21 protein-coding genes are annotated in these 20,815 nt (G+C 63.1%); 13 read left to right on the top strand and 8 right to left on the bottom strand.

Annotated elements, in window-relative coordinates:
* Positions 1–259: 259 nt before the first annotated feature.
* Positions 260–2,440 carry a malate synthase G gene (locus PTE30175_RS06635; protein ID WP_150696266.1) on the top strand — a complete coding sequence of 727 codons (2,181 nt, stop codon included), beginning with the start codon at positions 260–262 and terminating at the stop codon, positions 2,438–2,440.
* A gap of 153 nt (positions 2,441–2,593) precedes the next feature.
* Here PTE30175_RS06635 and PTE30175_RS06630 read toward each other — a convergent pair whose 3' ends face one another.
* Positions 2,594–3,325: an oxygen-binding di-iron domain-containing protein gene (locus tag PTE30175_RS06630; protein ID WP_150696265.1), complete on the bottom strand. Its 732-nt coding sequence runs from the start codon at positions 3,323–3,325 to the stop codon at positions 2,594–2,596.
* 194 nt (positions 3,326–3,519) lie between these two features.
* On the opposite strand from PTE30175_RS06630, the gene PTE30175_RS06625 reads away from it, so the two are divergent.
* The 4 genes from PTE30175_RS06625 (at position 3,520) to PTE30175_RS06610 (ending at position 9,123) form a co-directional block, all read left to right on the top strand.
* Positions 3,520–5,655 (top strand): ATP-dependent helicase, encoded by a 2,136-nt coding sequence (locus PTE30175_RS06625; RefSeq protein ID WP_150696264.1) that lies wholly within the window; start codon positions 3,520–3,522, stop codon positions 5,653–5,655.
* A gap of 94 nt (positions 5,656–5,749) precedes the next feature.
* A complete protein-coding gene (locus PTE30175_RS06620; protein WP_150696263.1) occupies positions 5,750–6,865 on the top strand; it encodes a Fic family protein in 1,116 nt (371 codons plus the stop codon).
* 217 nt (positions 6,866–7,082) lie between these two features.
* Positions 7,083–8,660 (top strand): flavin monoamine oxidase family protein, encoded by a 1,578-nt coding sequence (locus PTE30175_RS06615; protein ID WP_224788626.1) that lies wholly within the window; start codon positions 7,083–7,085, stop codon positions 8,658–8,660.
* A gap of 16 nt (positions 8,661–8,676) precedes the next feature.
* Positions 8,677–9,123: a c-type cytochrome gene (locus PTE30175_RS06610; protein ID WP_150696262.1), complete on the top strand. Its 447-nt coding sequence runs from the start codon at positions 8,677–8,679 to the stop codon at positions 9,121–9,123.
* Positions 9,124–9,507: 384 nt separating this feature from the next.
* On the opposite strand, the gene PTE30175_RS06605 is transcribed toward PTE30175_RS06610, so the two are convergent.
* A complete protein-coding gene (locus PTE30175_RS06605; RefSeq protein ID WP_150696261.1) occupies positions 9,508–9,801 on the bottom strand; it encodes a DUF4148 domain-containing protein in 294 nt (97 codons plus the stop codon).
* Between the two features lie 73 nt (positions 9,802–9,874).
* Positions 9,875–10,114 (bottom strand): hypothetical protein, encoded by a 240-nt coding sequence (locus PTE30175_RS06600; protein ID WP_150696260.1) that lies wholly within the window; start codon positions 10,112–10,114, stop codon positions 9,875–9,877.
* Between PTE30175_RS06600 and PTE30175_RS06595 the strand changes: the two genes are divergently transcribed.
* Both PTE30175_RS06595 and PTE30175_RS06590 read left to right on the top strand, forming a co-directional pair.
* The gene (locus tag PTE30175_RS06595) at positions 10,104–10,427 is read left to right on the top strand and encodes a type II toxin-antitoxin system RelE/ParE family toxin (RefSeq protein WP_150696259.1); all 324 of its coding nucleotides are present in this window, start codon (positions 10,104–10,106) and stop codon (positions 10,425–10,427) included. The two genes, PTE30175_RS06600 and PTE30175_RS06595, sit on opposite strands and share 11 nt — an antisense overlap.
* The gene (locus PTE30175_RS06590; protein ID WP_150696258.1) at positions 10,421–10,714 is read left to right on the top strand and encodes a helix-turn-helix domain-containing protein; all 294 of its coding nucleotides are present in this window, start codon (positions 10,421–10,423) and stop codon (positions 10,712–10,714) included. The genes PTE30175_RS06595 and PTE30175_RS06590 overlap by 7 nt, the downstream gene beginning before the upstream one ends.
* Before the next feature lie 107 nt (positions 10,715–10,821).
* On the opposite strand, the gene PTE30175_RS06585 is transcribed toward PTE30175_RS06590, so the two are convergent.
* A complete protein-coding gene (locus PTE30175_RS06585) occupies positions 10,822–11,244 on the bottom strand; it encodes a hypothetical protein (protein WP_150696360.1) in 423 nt (140 codons plus the stop codon).
* Positions 11,245–11,441: 197 nt separating this feature from the next.
* Here PTE30175_RS06585 and PTE30175_RS06580 point away from each other — a divergent pair, with 197 nt between their 5' ends.
* Together PTE30175_RS06580 and PTE30175_RS06575 are read left to right on the top strand one after the other, a co-directional pair.
* Positions 11,442–11,768, top strand: coding sequence for a DUF2288 domain-containing protein (locus PTE30175_RS06580; RefSeq protein ID WP_150696257.1), 327 nt, complete (start codon positions 11,442–11,444; stop codon positions 11,766–11,768).
* Positions 11,769–11,812: 44 nt separating this feature from the next.
* Positions 11,813–12,448, top strand: coding sequence for a glutathione S-transferase family protein (locus PTE30175_RS06575; protein WP_150696256.1), 636 nt, complete (start codon positions 11,813–11,815; stop codon positions 12,446–12,448).
* A 3-nt stretch (positions 12,449–12,451) separates the two neighbouring features.
* Here PTE30175_RS06575 and PTE30175_RS06570 read toward each other — a convergent pair whose 3' ends face one another.
* A complete protein-coding gene (locus PTE30175_RS06570) occupies positions 12,452–12,817 on the bottom strand; it encodes a hypothetical protein (protein ID WP_150696255.1) in 366 nt (121 codons plus the stop codon).
* A 96-nt stretch (positions 12,818–12,913) separates the two neighbouring features.
* On the bottom strand, positions 12,914–13,753 hold the full coding sequence (locus tag PTE30175_RS06565; protein WP_150696254.1) for a TOBE domain-containing protein: 840 nt from the start codon (positions 13,751–13,753) through the stop codon (positions 12,914–12,916).
* A 303-nt stretch (positions 13,754–14,056) separates the two neighbouring features.
* Here PTE30175_RS06565 and PTE30175_RS06560 point away from each other — a divergent pair, with 303 nt between their 5' ends.
* A complete protein-coding gene (locus tag PTE30175_RS06560) occupies positions 14,057–14,290 on the top strand; it encodes a hypothetical protein (RefSeq protein WP_150696253.1) in 234 nt (77 codons plus the stop codon).
* 43 nt (positions 14,291–14,333) lie between these two features.
* Here the strand turns inward: PTE30175_RS06560 and PTE30175_RS06555 are convergent, their stop codons facing one another.
* Entirely contained in the window at positions 14,334–15,923 is a 1,590-nt protein-coding gene (locus tag PTE30175_RS06555) for an EAL domain-containing protein (RefSeq protein WP_150696252.1), read from the bottom strand.
* A 323-nt stretch (positions 15,924–16,246) separates the two neighbouring features.
* On the opposite strand from PTE30175_RS06555, the gene PTE30175_RS06550 reads away from it, so the two are divergent.
* Positions 16,247–17,452 carry an MFS transporter gene (locus PTE30175_RS06550; protein WP_275938950.1) on the top strand — a complete coding sequence of 402 codons (1,206 nt, stop codon included), beginning with the start codon at positions 16,247–16,249 and terminating at the stop codon, positions 17,450–17,452.
* 13 nt (positions 17,453–17,465) lie between these two features.
* Here PTE30175_RS06550 and PTE30175_RS06545 read toward each other — a convergent pair whose 3' ends face one another.
* Complete coding sequence (locus PTE30175_RS06545; protein WP_150696250.1) at positions 17,466–18,362, bottom strand: MurR/RpiR family transcriptional regulator; 897 nt, start codon at positions 18,360–18,362, stop codon at positions 17,466–17,468.
* A gap of 217 nt (positions 18,363–18,579) precedes the next feature.
* Here PTE30175_RS06545 and PTE30175_RS06540 point away from each other — a divergent pair, with 217 nt between their 5' ends.
* Together PTE30175_RS06540 and PTE30175_RS06535 are read left to right on the top strand one after the other, a co-directional pair.
* Complete coding sequence (locus PTE30175_RS06540; protein WP_150696249.1) at positions 18,580–19,911, top strand: aspartate aminotransferase family protein; 1,332 nt, start codon at positions 18,580–18,582, stop codon at positions 19,909–19,911.
* Entirely contained in the window at positions 19,908–20,774 is an 867-nt protein-coding gene (locus tag PTE30175_RS06535) for a beta-keto acid cleavage family enzyme (protein WP_150696248.1), read from the top strand. The genes PTE30175_RS06540 and PTE30175_RS06535 overlap by 4 nt, the downstream gene beginning before the upstream one ends.
* Positions 20,775–20,815: the final 41 nt, after the last annotated feature.

The raw sequence follows: 20,815 nt of genomic DNA, 5'->3' as shown, positions 1-20,815 counted from the left end.
GCACTTCGGGCAATGGAATGGGTGTCGGCGCGCAATGCACGCCGGCGTTTGTCCGTCAATGTCGAAAAAGTAAAAACTCCTTATCCCGCCTATAGTTGCAGGATCGGCCGGTCTCGCGGAATCCCGGGTGTTTTTGTGGCCGGAGAAGGATTACACTTGAGGTCTTATATAAGACTGCCCCCACCCGTTCGACCTGCCCCCTACAAATCAGGCGACGGAAAGCGGCGAATCCCCCGTTTTCTTTTGTGAGTACTGCGTGATGACCTCTACCTCCAAGCGTCATGGCCTGACGGTCGCGACCAACCTCATCGATTTCATCGAAAAAGAAGCCCTGCCCGGCACCGGCGTCGACGTTGAACAGTTCTGGAAAGGGTTCGATGCGATCGTCCACGATCTCGCCCCGAAGAATCGCGCCCTGTTGGCCGAGCGCAATCGCCTCCAGACCGAACTCGACACGTGGCATCGTGCCCACCCGGGCCCGATCGCCGATCCGGCCGCGTTTCGCGCCTTCCTCGAAAAAATCGGCTATCTCGTGCCGGTGCCCGCGCATGTCAAGGCCACGACGAGCAACGTCGACACGGAAATCACGGAACAGGCCGGCCCGCAGCTCGTGGTGCCGCTGTCGAACGCGCGCTACGCCCTGAATGCCGCCAATGCGCGCTGGGGCAGCCTGTACGACGCGCTGTACGGCACCGACGCCATCCCCGAAACGGACGGCGCCGAGAAGACCGCCGGCTACAACGCCCGCCGCGGCGCACTCGTGGTCGCCCGCGCCCGTGCGTTCCTCGACCAGGCCGCCCCGCTGGCCGCCGGCTCGCACGCCGACGCCACCGGCTACACCGTCGAGAACGGCCACGTCGTCGTCGCGACACCGGGCGGCAAGACCACCCTCGCCAAGCCGGAGCAATTCATCGGCTTCCAGGGCGAAGCGTCCGCGCCGCTCGCGCTGCTGTTCAAGCACAACGGCCTGCACTTCGAAATCCAGATCGACGCCCACCACCCGATCGGCAAGACCGACGCGGCGCATATCAAGGACGTCGTTGTCGAAGCTGCCGTGACCACGATCATCGATTGCGAAGATTCCGTGGCCGCCGTGGATGCCGATGACAAGGTCGAGCTCTACCGCAACTGGCTGGGCCTGATGCAAGGCACGCTGACGGAAGAAGTGTCGAAGGGCGGCAAGGCCTTCACGCGCCGTCTGAACGCCGATCGCGACTACACCGGCGCCAATGGCAAGACGATCACGCTGCATGGCCGCTCGCTCCTGTTCGTGCGTAACGTCGGCCATCTGATGACGAACCCGGCCATCACCGACCGCGACGGCTTCGAGATTCCGGAAGGCATTCTCGACGGCGTCGTAACCGTCCTGTGTTCGCTGCACGACTTCAAGCACAAGCTCAATTCGCGCACGGGCTCGATCTACATCGTCAAGCCGAAGATGCACGGCCCCGTCGAAGTGGCGTTCGCCGATGAGTTGTTCGCACGCGTCGAAGCGCTGTACAACCTGTCGAAGCACACGATCAAGATGGGCATCATGGATGAGGAGCGCCGCACCAGCGTGAACCTCTCCGCCTGTATCGCCGCCGCCGGCGCGCGCGTGGCGTTCATCAACACGGGCTTCCTCGACCGTACCGGCGACGAAATGCACACCGCGATGGAAGCCGGCCCGATGATGCGCAAGGGCGACATGAAGTCGTCGGCCTGGATTACTGCCTACGAGAAGAGCAATGTGCTCGTTGGCCTGGCCGCTGGTCTGCGTGGCCGCGCGCAGATCGGCAAGGGCATGTGGGCAATGCCGGATCTGATGCACGCGATGCTCGAGCAGAAGATCGCCCATCCGAAGGCGGGTGCGAACACGGCCTGGGTGCCGTCGCCGACCGCCGCCACGCTGCATGCGCTGCATTACCACATGGTGGATGTGCAGGCCGTGCAGCAGGAACTCGAGAAGATCGATTACGCAAAGGAACGCGACGCGCTGCTGACCCACCTGTTGACGGTGCCGGTCGTGGCCAAGGCCGAGTGGTCCGCCGAGGAGATCCGCAAGGAAATCGAGAACAACGCGCAAGGGATTCTCGGTTACGTGGTGCGCTGGATCGACCAAGGCGTCGGCTGCTCGAAGGTGCCCGACATCAACGACATCGGCCTGATGGAAGACCGCGCCACGCTGCGCATCTCCAGCCAGCATCTGGCCAACTGGCTGCGTCACGGTGTCATCACCGAGCAGCAAGTGCGCGAAACGCTCGAGCGCATGGCTGCGGTGGTGGACAAGCAGAATGCCGGCGACAAGGAATACCGCCCGATGGCGCCGAACCTCGACGGGTCGCTCGCATTCCAGGCGGCCAGCGCGCTGGTGTTCGATGGCCTGACGCAACCGTCCGGCTACACCGAGCCGTTGCTGCACAAGTTCCGTCTGAAGCTGAAGGCGCAACAACGCGGTTAAGTCGCGCTTAGGTCGCGCTTAGGTCGCGATTAGGTCGCGATTAGGTCGCGATTAGGCTGTACAGGCCGCCGGCGAATCCTGCCGGCGGCCGATTCTCCTCAATGCCGTCCGGCGCAGCCGGGCCGGTGCGGCGTTATCGCTGAATCCCGAACCTCATTGCTGCAAAGCCTGGCCGAGCGCCCGCAGCATCCCTGCGCCGTCGCCGCTCCAGGCGCTGCCGTGCATGCATGCCAGCGTCGTCGGCTGCAGTGCGGCCAGCCGCTCCAGCATGGCGCCGGCTTTCGGGGTGTGCGAGAAATAATCCATGCGGTGCCTGAATGCCTCGCTCGGGCCCAGGATGTCTGAGGTGACAAGCGGCGGATGATTCGCGCCTTCCTGCGAAAACAGGTCGCCGCAAAGCAAGGTGCGTGTTTGCTCTTCCATGAGGAAGCCGCATTCCCAGGCGTGCGGCAGGTGCGGGGCGTCGAACCACCGGACCGTATGCTTGCCCAGCCAAACTGCCTGCCCATCCGCGAGCGCGTGCGGCGGACGATCGGCAAGGTCGTCGATCGACACCATTGCTGCAACCTTGCCGCATAACGGGGTTGCGTGCGGCGCCGCCGCCAGCCATTCGTTGAGCGATCCGCATTCGTCGGCTTCGACGTGGGAAAAAGCGATATGCCTGAGCCGCTCCGGGGCGGTCACGCACGCCACCGCCTCGCGCACCAGCGCGAACATTTTGCGCGGTCCCGTATGGAACAGCAGGGGTTCGTCGCCGTCTATCAGGTACTGATTGAACGAAAATCCGCCGGGTGCGCCTGGGATCGTGACAGGGGTGTTGATGCGATAAATGCCGTCGGCAATTTCTGCAATATTGGTGCCCGACAGCGCGTTGGTAATGGACATGTTTGCACTCCCTCCCCCGGAACTCCGGCGTTTCGCCGTCGGTATACGTTCTGTATTCTAGGCGAGCCAGCGGAAAAATACGGGCACGCGCCGGCGGCGTTCGCGGGGGTGCGCGACCGCGATCGCCGCCCGAATGGTGCAGTATCCGGTGGCGCTTTCCCGTATCCTGTCGGTCGCGAACACTGCAAGGGCACATGATGGACGACACCGGATTATCCCGATTCCTTCCGCGAGGAATTGCGCGCAGCAAGGAACAACTCGATATTCAGACCTCGACCGAGCGCGCGGTATTGGTGGAGGCAAACGCCGGGTCCGGGAAGACGACGACGCTGGCCATTCGCGTCGGCGAGGCCATTGCCAATCACGTGCCGCCGGATGAAATCCTGCTCCTTTCGTTCACAGAGGCGGCACGTGACGTGCTGCGCAGGCGTCTCGAGTTCGTCGGGATTCGCCGCAGTGCGGTAGATCAAATTCAGATCGAGACGTTCGAATCGTTCGCTCACAAGACGCTATCAGCGCTACAGGACGCGCCAGTCCCGCGATACATGCATGCACGCGACCTGAAGCCATACGTCGTACATGCCATGGAATACGCGCTCACGCACTGGTGGCGCCTGTATCCGGATGCGCGGTATGACGATCATCACATCGCGATCGCACAGACGCTCGACGCATTGCAGGATTTGAAAGCCCGATTGCGCCTGAATGACGATATTGACACCGAATTTCTCGAGGGTGTCTACGAGCAATACCGCGTTACGGCGGAACAGTATCTGACGGCGTTGGCCTACGAGCACATTCGTCTGGGGCAACGCGACGACCCGGAGTTTCGCGGACCGTTCGATGCCACCTACGATCTGGCGCGGGGCCTGCGCGACGGCGACATCGACACCCGATTGTTCGACAAGTACCGCTTTGTGGGCTGCGACGAACTGCACGACTTCAATGAAGCCGCCTTCCAGATCGTGCGCCATCTGATCTCGCGCCCGGGCTGCAAGTTTGTCGGTGTGGGGGACAAAGATCAGGTGATCCACGCGACGCTTGGCGCGAGTGAGGAATTTCTCGGGCGGCGCTTCGCGTCGGCGTTCTCCGACGTCAAGACCTATCCGTTGACGACGACGTTTCGACACGGCCCGCACCTTGCCTATGCGGTGGCGCAGTTCAAGGCGAAGGATATCGAGTCGTTGGTTGCCCGGCATTCGGGCGTCCACATCGTTCACTATGACGGAACGCCGTCGGACTGCGCGGCGAAGCTTGTCGAGGAAGTCCGGGAATGGCAAACGTCGGACCGTCAGAGTGAAGATTGCGCGATTCTCATGCGCGATTGGCACCAATCGATTCCCATCGAAAATGCGTTGCGGCTGGCGGGAATTTCATATCAGACGCCGCCGGACAAGGGCTATTTGCAGCGCGACGAGATCCGCTTCATTCGTGGCGTCCTGGCGTTTGTCCTTGACACCTTCGAAGCGATTCCATCCGAAGCGGAACGCGCAGGCGTGGTCGACGCGCTGTGCGTGTATGGCGGCATTGCCGGCGAGCGCGAGCATGTGACGGAAATGGTCAAGGAGTTGGCCAGGCATCCGCACCTGTACAAGGACTTTTACGCGATCAATATTTGCGCCAGCGCCCCCGACGCACCGCGCACGCGGTTGGGCATGCTGATTGCGGCGCTGAAGAGGCGATTGCCGGATTTGCGGGCCGAAGACGCGTTGATAGAGATTGACCGGCAAATCAATCTGTCGGTGACGGCGCGTCAGATCTATGTGCATCCTTATGATGCGAGCCTGGTCGAGAAGACGATTCAGGGCATCATCGGCATTGCGCGTGCGAGCGGCGCGTCGCTTCAGGCATTCTGGGACGGTTTGACGGACGCCGAGCAATTCTCCAAGCGCGGCCGGCAATTCGGCAAGCTGTTGCTCGATACGGTTGCGGATGCGAAGGGCAAGGAGTACGGGCACGTCATCATCCCGTTCATGGAGAAGGATGAATTTCCGAACGTGCTGAGCCCGTTGCGGGAAGAGGAAAATCTATTCTATGTCGGTGCGACGCGTGCGAAATCCTCACTGACTTTGCTCGCGCCGGCGGAGTCCGGCGCACAGAGCGTGTTTATCGGGAAACTGGATATTGAGGGAACCGCCCCGCGCGCCAATGTCGCGCTTGAGCGCAACCAGCATCTGCCGCGGGCGCTTTCGCTTGAACGGCGGTATTTGAAGTCGAAGTACGAGGATCGTCAGGAGGTCAAAGCACTGGGCGCCAAGTACGACGGCGCGAGAAAGGCCTGGTATGTGGAGGCAGGCGCGGATATCGAGCCGTTCCGCAGATGGCTTTGAGAGATTGTCCGTCATGCGGAGATTAAGCCCCTTATTCTCCGTATAATCTGCGGAGAATATTGCCTTTGCGGAGAATAGAGCCCATAATCACCGCATGGAACGCGGAGATTGGCTTTATATCTGGGAGTCGCCGGACTGGCCGAATTGGCGCTATGACTTGGCGTCGCTAGCGGGGCCATTGGCGGCGGTCTCCCTTGCACAAGGCATGCTACTCGGCCGCTTGGCCGATGTTGGCATGGCTTTGCGCGACAAGGCGAGTCTCGTCGCGATCACCGACGATGTCATCAAAACCAGCGAGATCGAAGGCGAGCATCTCAACGCGCAATCGGTTCGCTCGTCTGTTGCGCGGCGCCTGGGTGTCGATATCGGGGCGCTGGCGCCGGTTGACCGGCATGTCGAGGGCGTCGTGGACATGGTGCTCGATGCCACGGTAAATGCCGACTCGGCCGTCACGCGAGATCGCCTCTTCGTTTGGCATAATGCGCTGTTTCCGGACGGCTACTCCGGCATGGCGCGCATCCGTGTCGCGCAATGGCGCGACGACGCAAAGGGCGCAACGCAGGTTGTCTCCGGCCCGTTGACACGTCAGCGCGTCCACTTCGAAGCACCGCCCGCCGCGCGGCTCGATGATGAGATGACGCGGTTCGTCGCATGGCTGAACGAAGACACCGGCGATCTTCCGCTAGTGAAAGCCGGATTGGCCCATCTGTGGTTCGTGACTGTGCATCCCTTCGACGACGGCAACGGACGCATCGCGCGCGCGATCGGCGATCTGTTGCTCGCGCGCGCAGACGGGACCCGTCAGCGCTTTTACAGTCTTTCGGCGCAGATCCAGCGCGAACGCAAGGCGTATTACGACATTCTCGAGCGCACGCAGAAAGGCACGCTTGACGTGACTGCATGGCTTACGTGGTTCCTGGCGGCGCTGGCAAATGCGGTGACCGATGCGCAAGCCACACTCGATGCCGTCTTGATGAAGACACGCTTCTGGCAACGTTGGTCGACGGTGCCGATGAATGAACGCCAGATCAAGGTCATGAATCGCCTGCTCGATGGTTTCGACGGCAAGCTCACGTCCAAAAAATGGGCCGCCATCGCGAAATGCTCACCCGATACGGCGTTGCGTGACATCGTCGATTTGATCGGGCGGGGCGTGCTCCGCAAATCGGATGGCGGCGGGCGTAGCTCAGCTTACGAGTTGGTGGATTAAAAACGCAAGCCGATGGGGACTCCCCGCCCTTCACTTAATTTAGCGTACTAAACCGCACGCTAATTTTTGCATTGCAAGTCATTGAATTAAAAATGAAAATCAGAATTGGCTCGTGTCCGCCATTTCGGTAACGTTGGCACGCAACTTGCGAAATCGTGGTTCCAGTTCGTTTGGAGTGCGGATAATGCGTGGCAGAGAAGGCCCCCCGAAAGATTCAATGACTCGCCGCGACTTGCTGTCGATGGTGGGCAAGGCCGCCGGTGGCGCGGCCATGTATCACGCCATGTCGACGCTCGGCTTTGCGGCCGAATCGACGTACGCCGGACCGATTCAACTGCAAGGTGCGCCCAAGGGCACCACGGTCCTGGTTCTCGGTGCCGGCGTGGCCGGCCTGGTCGCAGCCTACGAGCTGCGCCGCGCCGGATATCGCGTCAAGGTGCTCGAGTACAACAAGCGCGCCGGCGGCCGGGCGTGGACGATCCGCGGCGGTGACGAGTACACGGAACTGGGCGGATTCAAACAGCGCTGCGAATTCGACAAAGGGTTGTATATCAATCCCGGGCCGTGGCGCATTCCGTACCATCATTACGGCATTCTCGATTACGCGCGGCGGTTCAACGTGCCGCTCGAACCGTTCGTCCAGGTCAATTACAACGCCTATCTGCACAGCAAGCATGCCTACGGTGGCAAGCCGCAACGCTACCGGCACGTGCAGTCCGATTATCAGGGCCATGTCGCGGAATTGCTCGGCAAGGCCGTCAATTCGCATCAGCTTGACGCGTCTGTCACGAAAGAGGATCAGGACAAGCTGCTCGAATCGCTGCGTGCATGGGGCGCGCTCGACAAGGAGTACCGCTACGCGGCATCGAGCGCGACAAGCGATCGGCGCGGTTATGACGTGGATCCCGGCGGCGGCCTGATGCCGGCGGCAGTGCCGTCGCAACCCCTGAAGGGCGACGAACTGCTCCGCTCGGGGCTCTGGAAATATCTTGCCGATGGCAGTGAGTATGAGTACCAGTCCGCCATTTTTCAGCCGGTGGGCGGCATGGACCAGATCGCACAGGCCATTTACCGGCAGGTCAAGGATCTCGTCCAGTTCCATGCCAAGGTGACGAAGATCGACCAGAACAACAGCGGCGTGACCGTCACCTACGTGGATGCCAACGACGCCACCGGCGTGCCGCACACTGTGAAGGCTGATTGGTGCCTGTGCACGATTCCGTTGTCGATTCTGAGCGAGATCGACGTGACCGTCAGCCAGCCGATGCTCGATGCGATCCACGCCGTGCCGTATGAGGCGTCGGTCAAGGTCGGGCTGCAATTCAAGCGCAGATTCTGGGAGCAGGATGAGCAGATCTACGGCGGCATCACGTACACGGATCTGCCGATCGCGAAGATCAGCTATCCGTCGACCGGCTATGGCCATCCGGGCAAGGGGGTGCTGCTCGGCGCCTATATCTGGGGGCCGAACGCCTACGAGTTCACGGCGATGACGCCGCAGGCGCGTGTGCAGGAAGCGGTACGGCAAGGCGCGACGATTCATCCGCAGTATCTTGAGACGTTCGAGACCGGCGTGTCGGTCGGCTGGCATCGGGTGCCGTTCACGAACGGCTGCTTCGGACTGTGGACCGAACAGGCGCGCCGCGACCACTACCAGAACCTGTGCCGGATCGATGGGCGCATCGCGCTGGCAGGCGAGCATGCGTCGTTCATTCCGGCGTGGCAGGAGGGTGCGGTGCTGTCGTCGCTCGACGCCATCCAGCGCATGCACGCGCGCATCACGTCACGCGCCTGAGCCCGGAGGACAAGCCATGAAACGACTGATGAACCGCATCCGGTTGCTTGCCGTACGTGCGCCGGCTTTGGTTGTGTTCAAGTTTGCCGTGGCGACGATTGCGGCACAGTTTGCACTGCCGGCGGCAGCCAGCGACACCACACCTCCGCCGTTGTCGGAGGGCGGCCATTTTGTCGAAAAGGATGGCGCGGCGCTCTACGGCGCGATCTGCCAAGGCTGCCACATGCCGCAGGGCCAGGGCGCCAAGGGCGCGGGTATGTATCCGGCGCTGGCGGCGAACCCGCGGCTGGCGAGTGCGGCGTACCCCGCCTACACGGTGCTGCATGGCCGTAACGGCATGCCGGGGTTCGCCGAACGGCTGTCGGACGAACAAGTGGCGGAAGCGGTCAACTACGTACGGTCGCACTTCGGCAATCATTACACCGACCCGCTCACGGCCGCGGACGTGGCCAAATTGCGTTGAACGGAGGGACTTGTCCACCCGTCATCCACCGCCTGTCCACCGGCTATGCACGGGATATCCACCGGGTCATCCACTGGCTTATCACAGGATTTCCACCGGAAATTCACAGGGTTGTCCACCGGGTTTCCCGGTGGATATCCACTGGCCTGTCCACCGCCTATCCCCCGGTTCTGCACAGACTTATCCACAGTGCGTTTCTCGTCGATCACGAGACGTTTGACATGATGAAAAAGCCCGCCCTCAAGTGGGGGCGGGAAGGTCCCGTGCGTCGCTGTGACGCACAGCGACAGGAGCGGGGGAGCCGCTCGCAGCGGTGATTCGAATTCGGGAAAGCAGAAAAACGGCGCTGTCGGGTCAAGACCCGGCAGCGCGTGCGGCGCTCAATTAGCTGCCAAAGTAGGTTGCGCCGGCGGCAGTCGCAGCGGCGAGACGTACGGCAACCGGTGTGGCGGCCGGCGCTTCGACCGACTTCGGATAGACGGCGTCGGTTTGGGCCAGCAGGCCGGCTTGTTCGGCCTTCGCGAGGTCGGCTCGCACTTCAGCGCGGCTCACGGCGCTGGTTTGCGGCACCCAGGCGAATTGCGAACCTTCGGGGTAGGCATCGCTGGCGAAGGCACTACCGGCCGAGGCGGCAAAGGCAACGGAAACAAGGGCTGCGGCGATAAGATTGCGCTTCATGGTATTTCTCCTGTCGATTTTTGGATGTTGGCGATGTGTTTTCATCGTCGACAGGTTCAGTGTATTCACGCGGTCACTGGAGATAAACGCGAAGTTTTTCAATCATCAATTGCGCGAAATGAAATAATGATTCGCAGGGGTGGCCTCCGTCAGTGGCCGCCCTCCGTCCGGTCAGCGAACGACGGAACGGGCGCAGATATGCATGCGCTTTGCTTTCCATCAATTTTTTCGGATTTTGCGCAAACACGCGTTGCCCCAACATCGGCAAAATAATAACAAATTTGTTATTATTGGGCGTTGCCGTGTTTTCCATCGAGTACTACAACGAGGCCGTTCAACGCGACATTCTCGCCTTGCCGGCACCACTGTTGGCACGTTATGCAGGCCTCACACGCCGTATGACCATCGACGGTCCGAATCTGGCCGAACCGCATACCAAGGCGTTTGGCGATGGACTCTTTGAATTGCGGCTGAAGGCGACCAACGGCATTGCAAGAGTGTTTTACTGCACGCTGGTCGGTCGGCGCATTGTGATGCTGCATGGCTCCGTGAAGAAGACTCAGACGACGCCTGTTCGGCATCGGCGGCTGGCGGAGATAAGAATGAGGAACGTTAAAAAATGCTAACTCATGACGAATTGATCGCCAAGGCGCTCAAGCGCCCAGGCGTAAAGCGGGAATTGGATCGGCTCGAGCGCGAGGAGTTCGCGGTGCTGGACGTGCTGCTGCGTGCGCGTCGCGAGGCGGGGCTATCCCAGGCCGAAGTTGCGGCCAGAATGGGTACGCATGCGCCGGCCGTCACACGTATCGAACGGGGGTTGGCTTCCGGCAAGCATTCCCCTTCAATTGCGACAATCCAGCGCTATCTTGCGGCTTGCGGGAAGCGGCTCGTTATTGATGCAGCACCGGCTTGAGCAAGCCTGAACCGGTCTGGCGCGCGTGGCCCAACGCCGCGCCGCCAGCACCCATTCGGACGGCAGCCGTAATTCCGCCCCCGGTGAGGTCGCCTCTCAGCCCGGGATCAAGCGTCGTCGTCGAGCCACGGGATTTCGACGTCGGTCACGAACGCGACCATCTCGAGCGGACGTCCGTCGTGGCGGCCGATCTTGCCGTCGGCACGCTGCCATTGCACGCGGAACGTCTCACGCGCCACGTCGGACAGCAGCTGGATCGTGCGAAGTTCGTCGGGGTCGGCCGTCTCGACCGGGCCGTCGAACGACAGTAACAGGCGTTGCGGCCACAGACCGTTTTCCGGGTCATAGACACGATCGCCGTCAGGGATCAGGACGGCCGCCTCGACGCCGATCGTCGCCGAGGTCTCCACGATCATGCGGCCGAGCGCGCGCAACAGCGCGGTGGCGCGGGCCGAATTGGCCTGGCGGATGGCGAGGTCGCCGCGCGTCAGGGACTGTTCAAGTCGGGGATCGGTTTTTTTCTGGACCATACGTCGTTCCTCGGTATTACGGTATTCGTTGTCGCAGGCCGCCGCGGGCCGCTTCGGGCCTGCCACGGCAGGCGGGGTTCGATGCTACCACCGTCCGGACCGGCGGGCGCATTACAATTGGAGTTTTCGTTTTGACATCGGTTTCGGGCCACTTGGGCGAACCAGCCCCAGATTCGCCCGGCCGTTCAGGAGCTGCCTTGGATTCATCGAACCCCGACCAGCCCAGCGACGTCTACGCACGTCTGCTTGGCGAAACCGCCCGCATCGAGTGGAAGGAACTCGAAACGTTCTTCGCGCGCGGCGTGCTGCTTTTCGTAGCGCCCGGTATCGATCTCGTCTCCGTCGCGGAAGCCGTTGCGAACGACGACAAGGTGCAGGTCACCGCCTGGCTGTCCGCCGGGCATCTGCAGCGCATGCAAGCCGAACACGCCGCCGATTTCGTCGCGCGCAACCCTGAACTGTGGGCCGTGGTGGTCTCGCCCTGGGTGCTCGTGCAGGAACGCTCGGCCCATACCGGCAATTAGCCGGAAACCGCCCACCGCAGCCTGACTTCCAGGAGACAACCGCCATGCCCGCCAGCCGTCACGTCACACTCTGCTATTCGCCGCGAACCCGCGCCGTCGGCACTCTCGCGCTGCTCGAAGCGCTCGATGCCGATTATGATCTGCACGTGCTCGACATGAAACGCGGCGAGCAACGCCAGGCGCCCTATCTGGCCATCAATCCGATGGGCAAGGTGCCGGCGGTACTCCACAACGGCACGCTCGTGACGGAGCAGGTCGCGGTTTTCATCTATCTGGCAGACCTCTATCCGGAAGCCGGCCTGACACCGGCGCTCGACGATCCGCAGCGCGGCGCGTATCTGCGCTGGATCGCGTTCTACGGGTCGTGCTTCGAACCCGGCATCGTCGATCGCGCGCAGCAGAATCCGCCTGCGCCGCCGGGGATGTCGCCCTACGGCGATTTCGACACCATGCTGAGAACGCTGACCGATCAGTTGGAGAAAGGTCCGTATCTGCTGGGCGAGCGCATGACCGCCGCTGATATTCTGTGGGGCATCGCGCTCTACTGGACGACCGGCTTTCAACTGGTGCCGCTGCTGCCGGTCATCAAGGCCTACATCGAACGCGTGAACGCGCACCCCGCCGTTGTGCGGGCACGGGCACGGGACGCGGAAATCCTCGCGCAGCAGCAGTGCGAGTGACGGTTATTCTGTCACGCCCGCCTCGTGCAGCCGGCGGGTGCATTCCTCAAGCAGATCGTGCGCGAGCGCGGAAGCATAGTTGGGATCGAGCGATTCCGTCATTTCATGGGCAGTGTACAGGCCGGCCTCGCGCGACAGTGAGCCGGCCAGCGTACGCGCGAATTCGTCGCTCAGTTCCGACAATTGGCGACGCTCGGAGAGGCCGAGTTGCAACTTCGAGCGCGACAGCCACAGCTGCGCCAGCGTCGCCCCCTGCTTGTCGGTCATCCATTGGCCGTGTTCGTAGTAGGCGGACAGGCGCTCGGCGGTCAGCGCGAACATCAGCGCCCGGCGAGTATCGAAATTGAGCTGAAGCGGCGTCGGTTTCATCAATAGGGAAACGATTTTTCGGAATTTGCCCTAACGTATCACGCATTCCGGGCAGCCGGACCTTCTCCAAGCGAAAATCGCGACCCACGCCGGGCATCAGGCCAGCACCCCAACGATCACACTCGATGCCTTGAAACAGGCCGTGACGGGACGCCCTGGTGCGAGGCCGAGCCGGCGGGTGCTGTCTTCCGTCACGACCGACGCGAGGCGCGCGCCGCCCGGCAGCGCCAGCGTGACTTCGCTGTCGACCTCGCCGTGCGTGACCGTCTCGATCGTGCCCGCCAACCGGTTGCGCGTTGACAGGTGTGCTGCGTCGTCTTCGGTCGCCAGCATGACCCAGGACGCCTTGATGAGTGCAAACGCCTCGGCGCCCACCGACAGGCCCAGCGTGACGCAGCTTTCATGGGTGAGCGTCGCCACGATCGACTGCCCGCCTGCGAGCGAGAGGGTCACCTCGTCGTTGACGCCGCCTGCCCGAATGGCCGAGACGGTGCCGTAAAGCTGATTGCGCGCGCTCGTCTGCATGCCGAGGCGGCCGATGAGTCGCCATTGCGTGTCGAACTGCTCGATGTCCTCTCCCAGCCGCGCGAGAAATTGCTGCTGCGCGCTCTCTACGGCACGAAACGCGCGAACCAGCCGCGCGCCGCGCGGGGTGAGGCGGGTTCCGCCGCCGCCCCGTCCGCCGGTGCTGCGCGCGACCAGCGGCTCGCCCGCGAGATTGTTCATGGCGTCGATGGCGTCCCAAGCCGCCTTGTAGCTCATGCCGACGGCTTTTGCGGCAGCTGTGATCGAACCATGGGCCTCTATCTGTTCGAGCAGCGCAATGCGGGCGTGTCCGCCAAGGGGTGTGCCGCCGCTGTGCAGCAGTAATGCGCCGGTCAGCTGTAGCGCTGGCGAGGGGGATGCTTTGGGTGAATCGCAAGAGTCGGTGGGCATGGCAGAGGCGCAGCGGTCTGGAAGTCAATCATGGCGCGGCTGGCGGGTTGGACAACCGCGCGAGTGGGCAAGCGTGCGGCAAATCTGCGAAGGATGCAATGCCTCTGATGTTGCGCTGCACCCACGTTCAGGTTCATGGGGGACGAATGGGGGACGTTGCTCATCTACATTGAACTTGCGCCGCATGCTCCCCGAACACCGGCCGCCTGCTGTACGGCGTTTTCGCCGCTACATGGTCGCCAAGCCGGGGTGCGGCCATATGAAATGGCGACTCACCTAACAATACAAACACGGGGTGAAACGATGCGGGTCAGGAATATCAAGGAAATGGTCGACGGGGCCCTCTATTACCGGCTGGTCCGCATTTTGCCCAACGGCAAGCGGTATCAGTTGCAGATTTCCTTCTCGGCCGGGGAAATGCGATTTCGGGCTTTCGTCGCGCGGCGGCTCTGGCTGCTGCGCGCGGAACTTCGCGATTCCACCAGGGAAGCGTCCCGGCCGGCGTCACGCGCGAACGCGCCACAACTCGTTTTTTGACGGGGCTGTCCTTCGTTGCGTGCGGCCGTCGGCCGCATGGACATCAACTCGCACGGCGCTTCGGCTTGACGTCCGTCTTCACGGCGACGAGCGCCGCGTTGGCGTGCTGGATCGCAAAATGCACGAGCTCGTCGAAGGCGACGGGGCGGCAGAACAGATAGCCCTGCGCGTACTGTACCCCGCGTGAGCGCAGATACTCTGCCTGCATCGCATTCTCCACGCCCTCGGCCACGATCATGAGCCCCAGCCGCATCCCGAGATCGATGATGGAGTCGAGAATGTTGCGCGTGAGCGCGTCGTCCTCCGTCACCGGCAGGAATTCCTTGTCGATCTTGAGGTAGTCGAAGTCGTAATGCTTCAGATACCCGATCGAGTTGTTCTCCGTGCCGAAGTCGTCCAGCGCCGTGTCGATGCCGTGCCTGCGCAGTTCGCTCAGCACATGCCGTGCGGTGCTCGTGTCCCGAATCACATAGCGTTCGGTAATTTCCGCCACGAGCGGATAGGTATCGCGCAACGGCCCATAAATGCGCAGGATGTCCTGGACGATCGTCGTGTCGCGCAGATGCCGCTCGGCCAGGTTGATGCCCAGGCGAAAACCCGGCGGCAGCGAGCCGGTTGCGACATCGTTGCGAATCTGGTGCAGCAGCGCGCGCGTCAGGTCGATGATCAGGCCGTTGCTTTCCGCGACGGGAATGAAGGCGTCGGGACGGATCAGGCCATGTTCCGGATGGTGCCAGCGCACGAGCGCTTCGGCGCCGGTGCAGCGACCGTCCGCGAGCGACATCACCGGCTGGTAATACACCTTGAACTCATCGCGTCTGATGCCGTCGGCAATCTGCCGGCGCGTGTATTGTTCCGGCCCCAGATGACGGTAGACGAGTAATCCAAGCAGGGACGCGATCAGTGCGCCGAAGGTCAGGAAGACCGGCGCCTGAGTCCAGGCGATGCGGCGCAGCAGGGTGGTGCTTGGTGCGAGCGAGGCGGAAAAACGCTCGGACGACAGCACGATCTGCGCGCCGCGCGTGGCGCTCGCGGCCGACTGCAGTTGCGGCGCCTCCGACGTCAGGGCGAGATTGCCGACGGTGATGGCAGTCCACGCCAGATCGCGGCTCTTGATGCCGCGCAGCGTTTCCGTCAGATAGATGCCGTCGACGAAACCGAGCACGCCGCCGGTAGCCGACGTCGGGACATAGAGCGCCAGTGCCGCCTGGTCGTGCGCCATCGGCGTGCCGGGCACGAGCAGCGTGCGCACGCCGGTGAGCATCGGCACAATATCGGCCGGCAACACCGTGTCGATCTGCTGTGGCTCGCGCACGACCGACGAACAATACAATTGGCCGCGCGAGACGAGGTAGATGCTGCGGAAATAGGGGGCAAGCGTGCCGATGGCCTGCAAGGACGGGCTGACTTCACCACAAGGACGGCCAACCCAGCCGGTGGCGCCCTGCAGCGTTTGCTGGGCCTGGTCGACAATGCGCTCGAGCGCCGCGCGCTGACGCTGTGCGGCATCCTGCAGCACGAACTGCGACAGGTGATAAACGCGCATCCAGCCGACGACCAGGACGGCGACCAGCGTGATCGCCACCACCAGCCCGGTCACCAGCCACTGCACGACTCTTGAATGTTGAATCATTATCGCTGCAACGGAAATGGGGCGTACGGTAATTGTCCGAACACAACCCGCCAATCGACTCTACACGAAACGCGAGTAGGCACCAACGCCCGATAAACCCGCACGATGAAACCCTGATGCCGTAGCAGGAAGCGATCGGCGCAGGAGGCCGGGATGGCGTGTTTGCGACAAAACTTGGCGCAACGGCGATTTGCGGATGCTCTAAACTTCAATTATTCAATTTCTGCCGATATTTGGCCGGAATCCCAACGATTTTGCATAGCATTATTTTTCCTTTAGAAGCATTTCCTTAATTTCTCATGCCGAGTCAATCCGCCACCCCCATGGCACCTGCCACGCCGGCGTCGCAAGGCACCGCGTTCCGCGTGCTGGGCGCCATCAGTTTTTCACATTTGCTCAACGACATGATCCAGTCGTTGATCCTCGCGATCTATCCGCTGCTCAAGGCGTCGTTCAGCCTGAGCTTTGCCCAGGTCGGTCTGATCACGCTGACGTATCAGGTCACCGCATCCCTGCTGCAGCCGGTGGTCGGGCGCTATACGGATCGTCATCCGAAGCCTTATTCGCTTCCCGTCGGCATGGGATTCACGCTGGCCGGTCTCCTGCTGCTCGCCACGGCGCCAAACTTCGGCGTACTGCTCGTGGCCGCCGCGCTCGTCGGCATGGGCTCGTCGGTATTCCATCCGGAGTCCTCACGTGTTGCCCGCATGGCTTCGGGCGGCCGTCACGGCATGGCGCAGTCGTTCTTCCAGGTGGGCGGCAATGTCGGCTCGTCGCTCGGGCCGTTGCTCGCGGCGTTGATCATCGTGCCGCACGGCCGGGGCAGCGTGGCGTGGTTCTCGCTGGCGGCGCTCGTCGCGATCTTCGTGTTGATGCAGGTCAGCCGCTGGTATCAGGCGCAGCGTTCGGCCGCCAGGGGCAAGCCGGCCGAGCTCAGGCCAAGCGCCGCGCATCTGCCGCGCAATAAGGTGATGCTGGCGATCGGCGTTCTGCTGTTGCTGGTCTTTTCCAAGTATTTTTATATGGCGAGCATCAGCAGCTATTTCACCTTCTACCTGATCAGTAAATTCCAGGTGTCGGTGCAGGGCGCGCAGGTGTATCTGTTCGTATTCCTGTTTGCCGTTGCGGCCGGCACGATGATCGGCGGCCCGTTGGGCGATCGCATCGGCCGCAAATATGTGATCTGGGGCTCGATCCTGGGCGCGGCGCCGTTCACGCTCGCCCTGCCTTACGCCAACCTGTTCTGGACCGGGGTCCTGACGGTGCCGATCGGCGTGATCCTCGCCTCGGCGTTCTCGGCGATCCTCGTTTACGCGCAAGAGTTGATTCCGGGCAAGGTCGGCACTGTCTCGGGCCTGTTCTTCGGCTTCGCCTTCGGCATGGGCGGCGTCGGCGCCGCCGTGCTGGGCCAACTGGCCGACTCGACCAGCATCGACTTCGTCTATCGCATCTGCGCGTTCTTGCCGTTGCTGGGGATCGTCACGATATTCCTGCCTGACGTGGGGGCACGCAAGCGCGCCGCCGCGTGAGGCGACCGTTCGCTCAACTTCCCGGTTTGACGTACGCGCCGCCGCCATGCAACTGGCCTTCGGCGAGCTCAAGTGCGCGCACGGCCCCCCGGCCCTTGCGGGCGAGCAGCATTTCGACGAGCGTTTCGACAACGGCGATGCCGGCCGTAATCGACGGAAAGAACGACGGACTCTCGTGCGAGAACAGCACGGCCACGTCGGCGTCGAGGGCGAGCGGGGAAACGGTGCTGTCCGTCAGCGCGAGCACTTTTGCGCCGGCGGTGCGCGCAGCGCGCGTGACGACGAGTGCTTCGTTCGAATACGGCGCAAAGCTGATGACGGTCACGACGTCGCGCGGGGAGAGGGCGCGCAGCTCCATTTCGAGCGTGCCGGCTTCGCCGCGAATGAGATGCACCGTCGGACGAAACAGCCGGTAGACGTATTGAAACGTGAACGCAATCGGAAAGCACGCGCGGAATCCGGCGACATGGACGTTGTTTGCGCCCGCCAGCAGATCGACGGCCTGGGCCAGCGACGCCTGCGCGCCGGCTTCGGTCAGATCGAGATTGTTGTGCTGCACCCGGAACATCTCCGGCACCATGCGTGCCGCGTCCCCCTCGCGAATGACCTGGCGCGCGCGGTTGGCGTAAGGTTGCGGCCCAAGTTCGATGGCTTCCAGGAACAGTTCACGCAAGCCTTGCCAACCGTCGAAGCCAAGGTGCTGCGACAGCCGCACGAGTGTGGCGGGTTGGACACCCGCCTCGGCCGCGATCGCGCGCATGGAACTGATTGGCACACGCTGCGGATGGTCGAGCAGGAAGCGGGCGCCCGCCTGAAACTGCGGGCTCATCTGCGCAAAACGCTCGCGCAGCCGGGTGTTCAGCGCATCGAGCGACTGCGGGACGGGAAGGGCTGACGAGGTGTCTGACATGGCGCGGCAACAAAAATCGGAGGAATGTAACGATTGTTGCATAAAATTCGGGCCACGCCGCGGGGCGCGTCAGACATTTCTCGTCATATGTAGGGCGGGCCGATTGTTGTTGTCAAGCAAAAAATGATACGTTTGTTGCAAAAGCCTTGGGAAGCGCCTACACTGGGCGCATTGGGGCCGAACCGGTGTGCGGCCGCGTTATCCCGAAGGGGCTTTCATGACTCACGTGTTTCATCGCAATCCGCGCATTGACCTGCCGGTCGCCGTCGGCGGCGTCGGTCTCGAACTGATCGACAGCAACGGCAAGCGTTACCTCGACGCCTGCGGCGGGGCCGCCGTCTCCTGTTTGGGTCATGGGCATCCCCGTGTCATCGAGGCCATGCAGCGGCAGGCCGCCACGTTGGCGTATGCGCACACGTCGTTTTTCACCACCGAAGTTGCCGAGCAACTGGCCGACACGCTGGCTGCCGCGGCGCCCGGTGACCTGAATCACGTCTATTTCGTCAGCGGCGGCTCAGAAGGGATCGAAGCCGCGCTCAAGCTCGCGCGCCAGTACTTCGTCGAAACGAACCAACCGCGGCGCCGTTTCTTCATCGCGCGCCGGCAAAGCTATCACGGGAACACGCTCGGGGCGCTTGCCATCGGCGGTAACGCGTGGCGGCGCGAGCCGTTCCTGCCGCTGCTGGTGCCGGCCCATCACGTTTCACCGTGCTTCGCCTACCGCGGCCGCCTGGACGGCGAAACCGACACCGCCTACGCCCAGCGCCTTGCCGACGAGCTCGAAGCCAAGATCCTCGAACTCGGCGCTCAGAACGTGGCTGCGTTCGTGGCGGAAACCGTCGTCGGCGCGACCGCCGGCGCGGTGCCGCCCGTTGCCGACTACTTCAAGCGCATCCGCGCGGTTTGCGACAAATACGGCGTGCTGCTGCTGCTCGACGAAGTCATGTCCGGCATGGGCCGCACCGGCTATCTGTTTGCCTGCGAGGAGGATGGCGTCGTGCCCGACCTGCTCGTCATCGCCAAGGGACTTGGAGCGGGCTATCAGCCGATCGGCGCCGTGCTGTGCACGGACAAGATCTACGACGCCGTCGTGGGCGGTTCGGGTTTCTTCCAGCACGGACATACCTACATCGGACACGCCATGGCCTGCGCGGCGGCATTGGCGGTCCAGCAGACCATCGCCGAAGAGCGTCTGCTCGACAACGTGAAGGCACGCGGCGAGCAATTGCGGGACGGACTGCGCGCGTCGCTCGCCAACCATCCGAATGTCGGCGACGTGCGCGGCCGCGGGTTGTTCGTGGGCGTGGAACTCGTGGCAGACCGGGCCACGAAGGCGGCGCTGCCGCCAGCGCAAAAGACCCACGCCAAGCTCAAGGCCGACGCAAAGGCCCGCGGTCTGCTGGTCTACCCGATGGGCGGCACGATCGATGGCGTCAATGGCGACCACGTGCTGCTCGCGCCGCCGTTCATCTGCCAGCCGAAGGATATCGATCGCATCGTCGGGCTGCTGACCGAGACGATCGTCGACGTGACGGGAGCTTCGGCATGACGCGCACCTTCGCGCTTGCCGTTGCGCCTAATGGCGCACGCCGCACACATGCCGATCACGCTGCGCTGCCGGTCACGCCGGCCGAACTCGGACAGGCCGCCAAGGCTTGCCTCGACGCGGGCGCTGCGATGCTGCATCTGCACGTGCGGCGCCCAGACGCCACCCATAGTCTCGAAGTGGGCGATTATGAAGCCGGCATCGCCGCTGTAAAACAGGCTGTCGGTGACCAGCTCGTGCTTCAGGTCACTACGGAGGCGGTCGGCATCTACACGCCTGGCCAGCAGATCGCGACGGTCCACGCCCTGCGTCCGGAGGCGATCTCGGTGGCGCTGCGGGAAGTGTTGCCCGACGCGGCGCATGAGGCGGCTGCTGAGGCGTTCTTCGCGTGGATGTGGTGCGAACGCATCGTGGCCCAATACATTTTGTATGATGCCGCCGACGTCGCCCACTACTGGCGCTTGCGCGCCAAGGGCGCGATCTCGCCAGGCAGGCACTGGGTGCTGTTCGTGCTTGGCCGTTACAGTGCCGGGCAGCGGTCGTCGCCGGCGGATCTGCTGCCGTTCCTGCAAGCCTGGCGTGACGGCGCGGCCGGCGCAGGTGTTACACCCGACCCGGCCAGCAGCATCGGCGGCGACGCCACGCCGTGGGCCATGTGCGCCTTCGGCCCACGCGAATCGGAGTGTGCGCTTACTGCTGTGCTGTTCGGCGGCCACGCGCGCGTGGGCTTCGAGAACAATCTGTATCTGCCCGACGGCTCGCTCGCTGCCGACAACGCGGCCTCGCTGCGGGCCGTGGCCGAAGCGGCTGCACCGCTGGCCCTGCGCCCGATGAGCGCCAACGCGCTGCGGGAACTGACGGCCTGACCCGCCTCCCGCGCCACGGCGTGCGCCTGGCGCGCCGTGGC

It is taken from the genome of Pandoraea terrae (genome assembly GCF_902459695.1).
Lineage (GTDB): Bacteria > Pseudomonadota > Gammaproteobacteria > Burkholderiales > Burkholderiaceae > Pandoraea > Pandoraea terrae.
Note: the sequence above shows the minus strand (reverse complement) of the source record. Positions and strands in the feature narration are given on the sequence as shown.

Bases quoted from the DNA above. Each gene is read 5' to 3' on its own strand.
- PTE30175_RS06570 (WP_150696255.1), bottom strand. From the start codon at position 12,817: ATGAAACCGACGCCGCTTCAGCTCAATTTCGATACTCGCCGGGCGCTG.
- PTE30175_RS06620 (WP_150696263.1), top strand. From the start codon at position 5,750: ATGGAACGCGGAGATTGGCTTTATATCTGGGAGTCGCCGGACTGGCCG.
- PTE30175_RS06615 (WP_224788626.1), top strand. From the start codon at position 7,083: ATGACTCGCCGCGACTTGCTGTCGATGGTGGGCAAGGCCGCCGGTGGC.
- PTE30175_RS06635 (WP_150696266.1), top strand. From the start codon at position 260: ATGACCTCTACCTCCAAGCGTCATGGCCTGACGGTCGCGACCAACCTC.
- PTE30175_RS06605 (WP_150696261.1), bottom strand. From the start codon at position 9,801: ATGAAGCGCAATCTTATCGCCGCAGCCCTTGTTTCCGTTGCCTTTGCC.
- PTE30175_RS06575 (WP_150696256.1), top strand. From the start codon at position 11,813: ATGCCCGCCAGCCGTCACGTCACACTCTGCTATTCGCCGCGAACCCGC.
- PTE30175_RS06545 (WP_150696250.1), bottom strand. From the start codon at position 18,362: ATGTCAGACACCTCGTCAGCCCTTCCCGTCCCGCAGTCGCTCGATGCG.
- PTE30175_RS06535 (WP_150696248.1), top strand. From the start codon at position 19,908: ATGACGCGCACCTTCGCGCTTGCCGTTGCGCCTAATGGCGCACGCCGC.
- PTE30175_RS06540 (WP_150696249.1), top strand. From the start codon at position 18,580: ATGACTCACGTGTTTCATCGCAATCCGCGCATTGACCTGCCGGTCGCC.
- PTE30175_RS06550 (WP_275938950.1), top strand. From the start codon at position 16,247: ATGGCACCTGCCACGCCGGCGTCGCAAGGCACCGCGTTCCGCGTGCTG.
- PTE30175_RS06610 (WP_150696262.1), top strand. From the start codon at position 8,677: ATGAAACGACTGATGAACCGCATCCGGTTGCTTGCCGTACGTGCGCCG.
- PTE30175_RS06560 (WP_150696253.1), top strand. From the start codon at position 14,057: ATGCGGGTCAGGAATATCAAGGAAATGGTCGACGGGGCCCTCTATTAC.
- PTE30175_RS06590 (WP_150696258.1), top strand. From the start codon at position 10,421: ATGCTAACTCATGACGAATTGATCGCCAAGGCGCTCAAGCGCCCAGGC.
- PTE30175_RS06600 (WP_150696260.1), bottom strand. From the start codon at position 10,114: ATGGAAAACACGGCAACGCCCAATAATAACAAATTTGTTATTATTTTG.
- PTE30175_RS06630 (WP_150696265.1), bottom strand. From the start codon at position 3,325: ATGTCCATTACCAACGCGCTGTCGGGCACCAATATTGCAGAAATTGCC.
- PTE30175_RS06625 (WP_150696264.1), top strand. From the start codon at position 3,520: ATGATGGACGACACCGGATTATCCCGATTCCTTCCGCGAGGAATTGCG.
- PTE30175_RS06585 (WP_150696360.1), bottom strand. From the start codon at position 11,244: ATGGTCCAGAAAAAAACCGATCCCCGACTTGAACAGTCCCTGACGCGC.
- PTE30175_RS06555 (WP_150696252.1), bottom strand. From the start codon at position 15,923: ATGATTCAACATTCAAGAGTCGTGCAGTGGCTGGTGACCGGGCTGGTG.
- PTE30175_RS06565 (WP_150696254.1), bottom strand. From the start codon at position 13,753: ATGCCCACCGACTCTTGCGATTCACCCAAAGCATCCCCCTCGCCAGCG.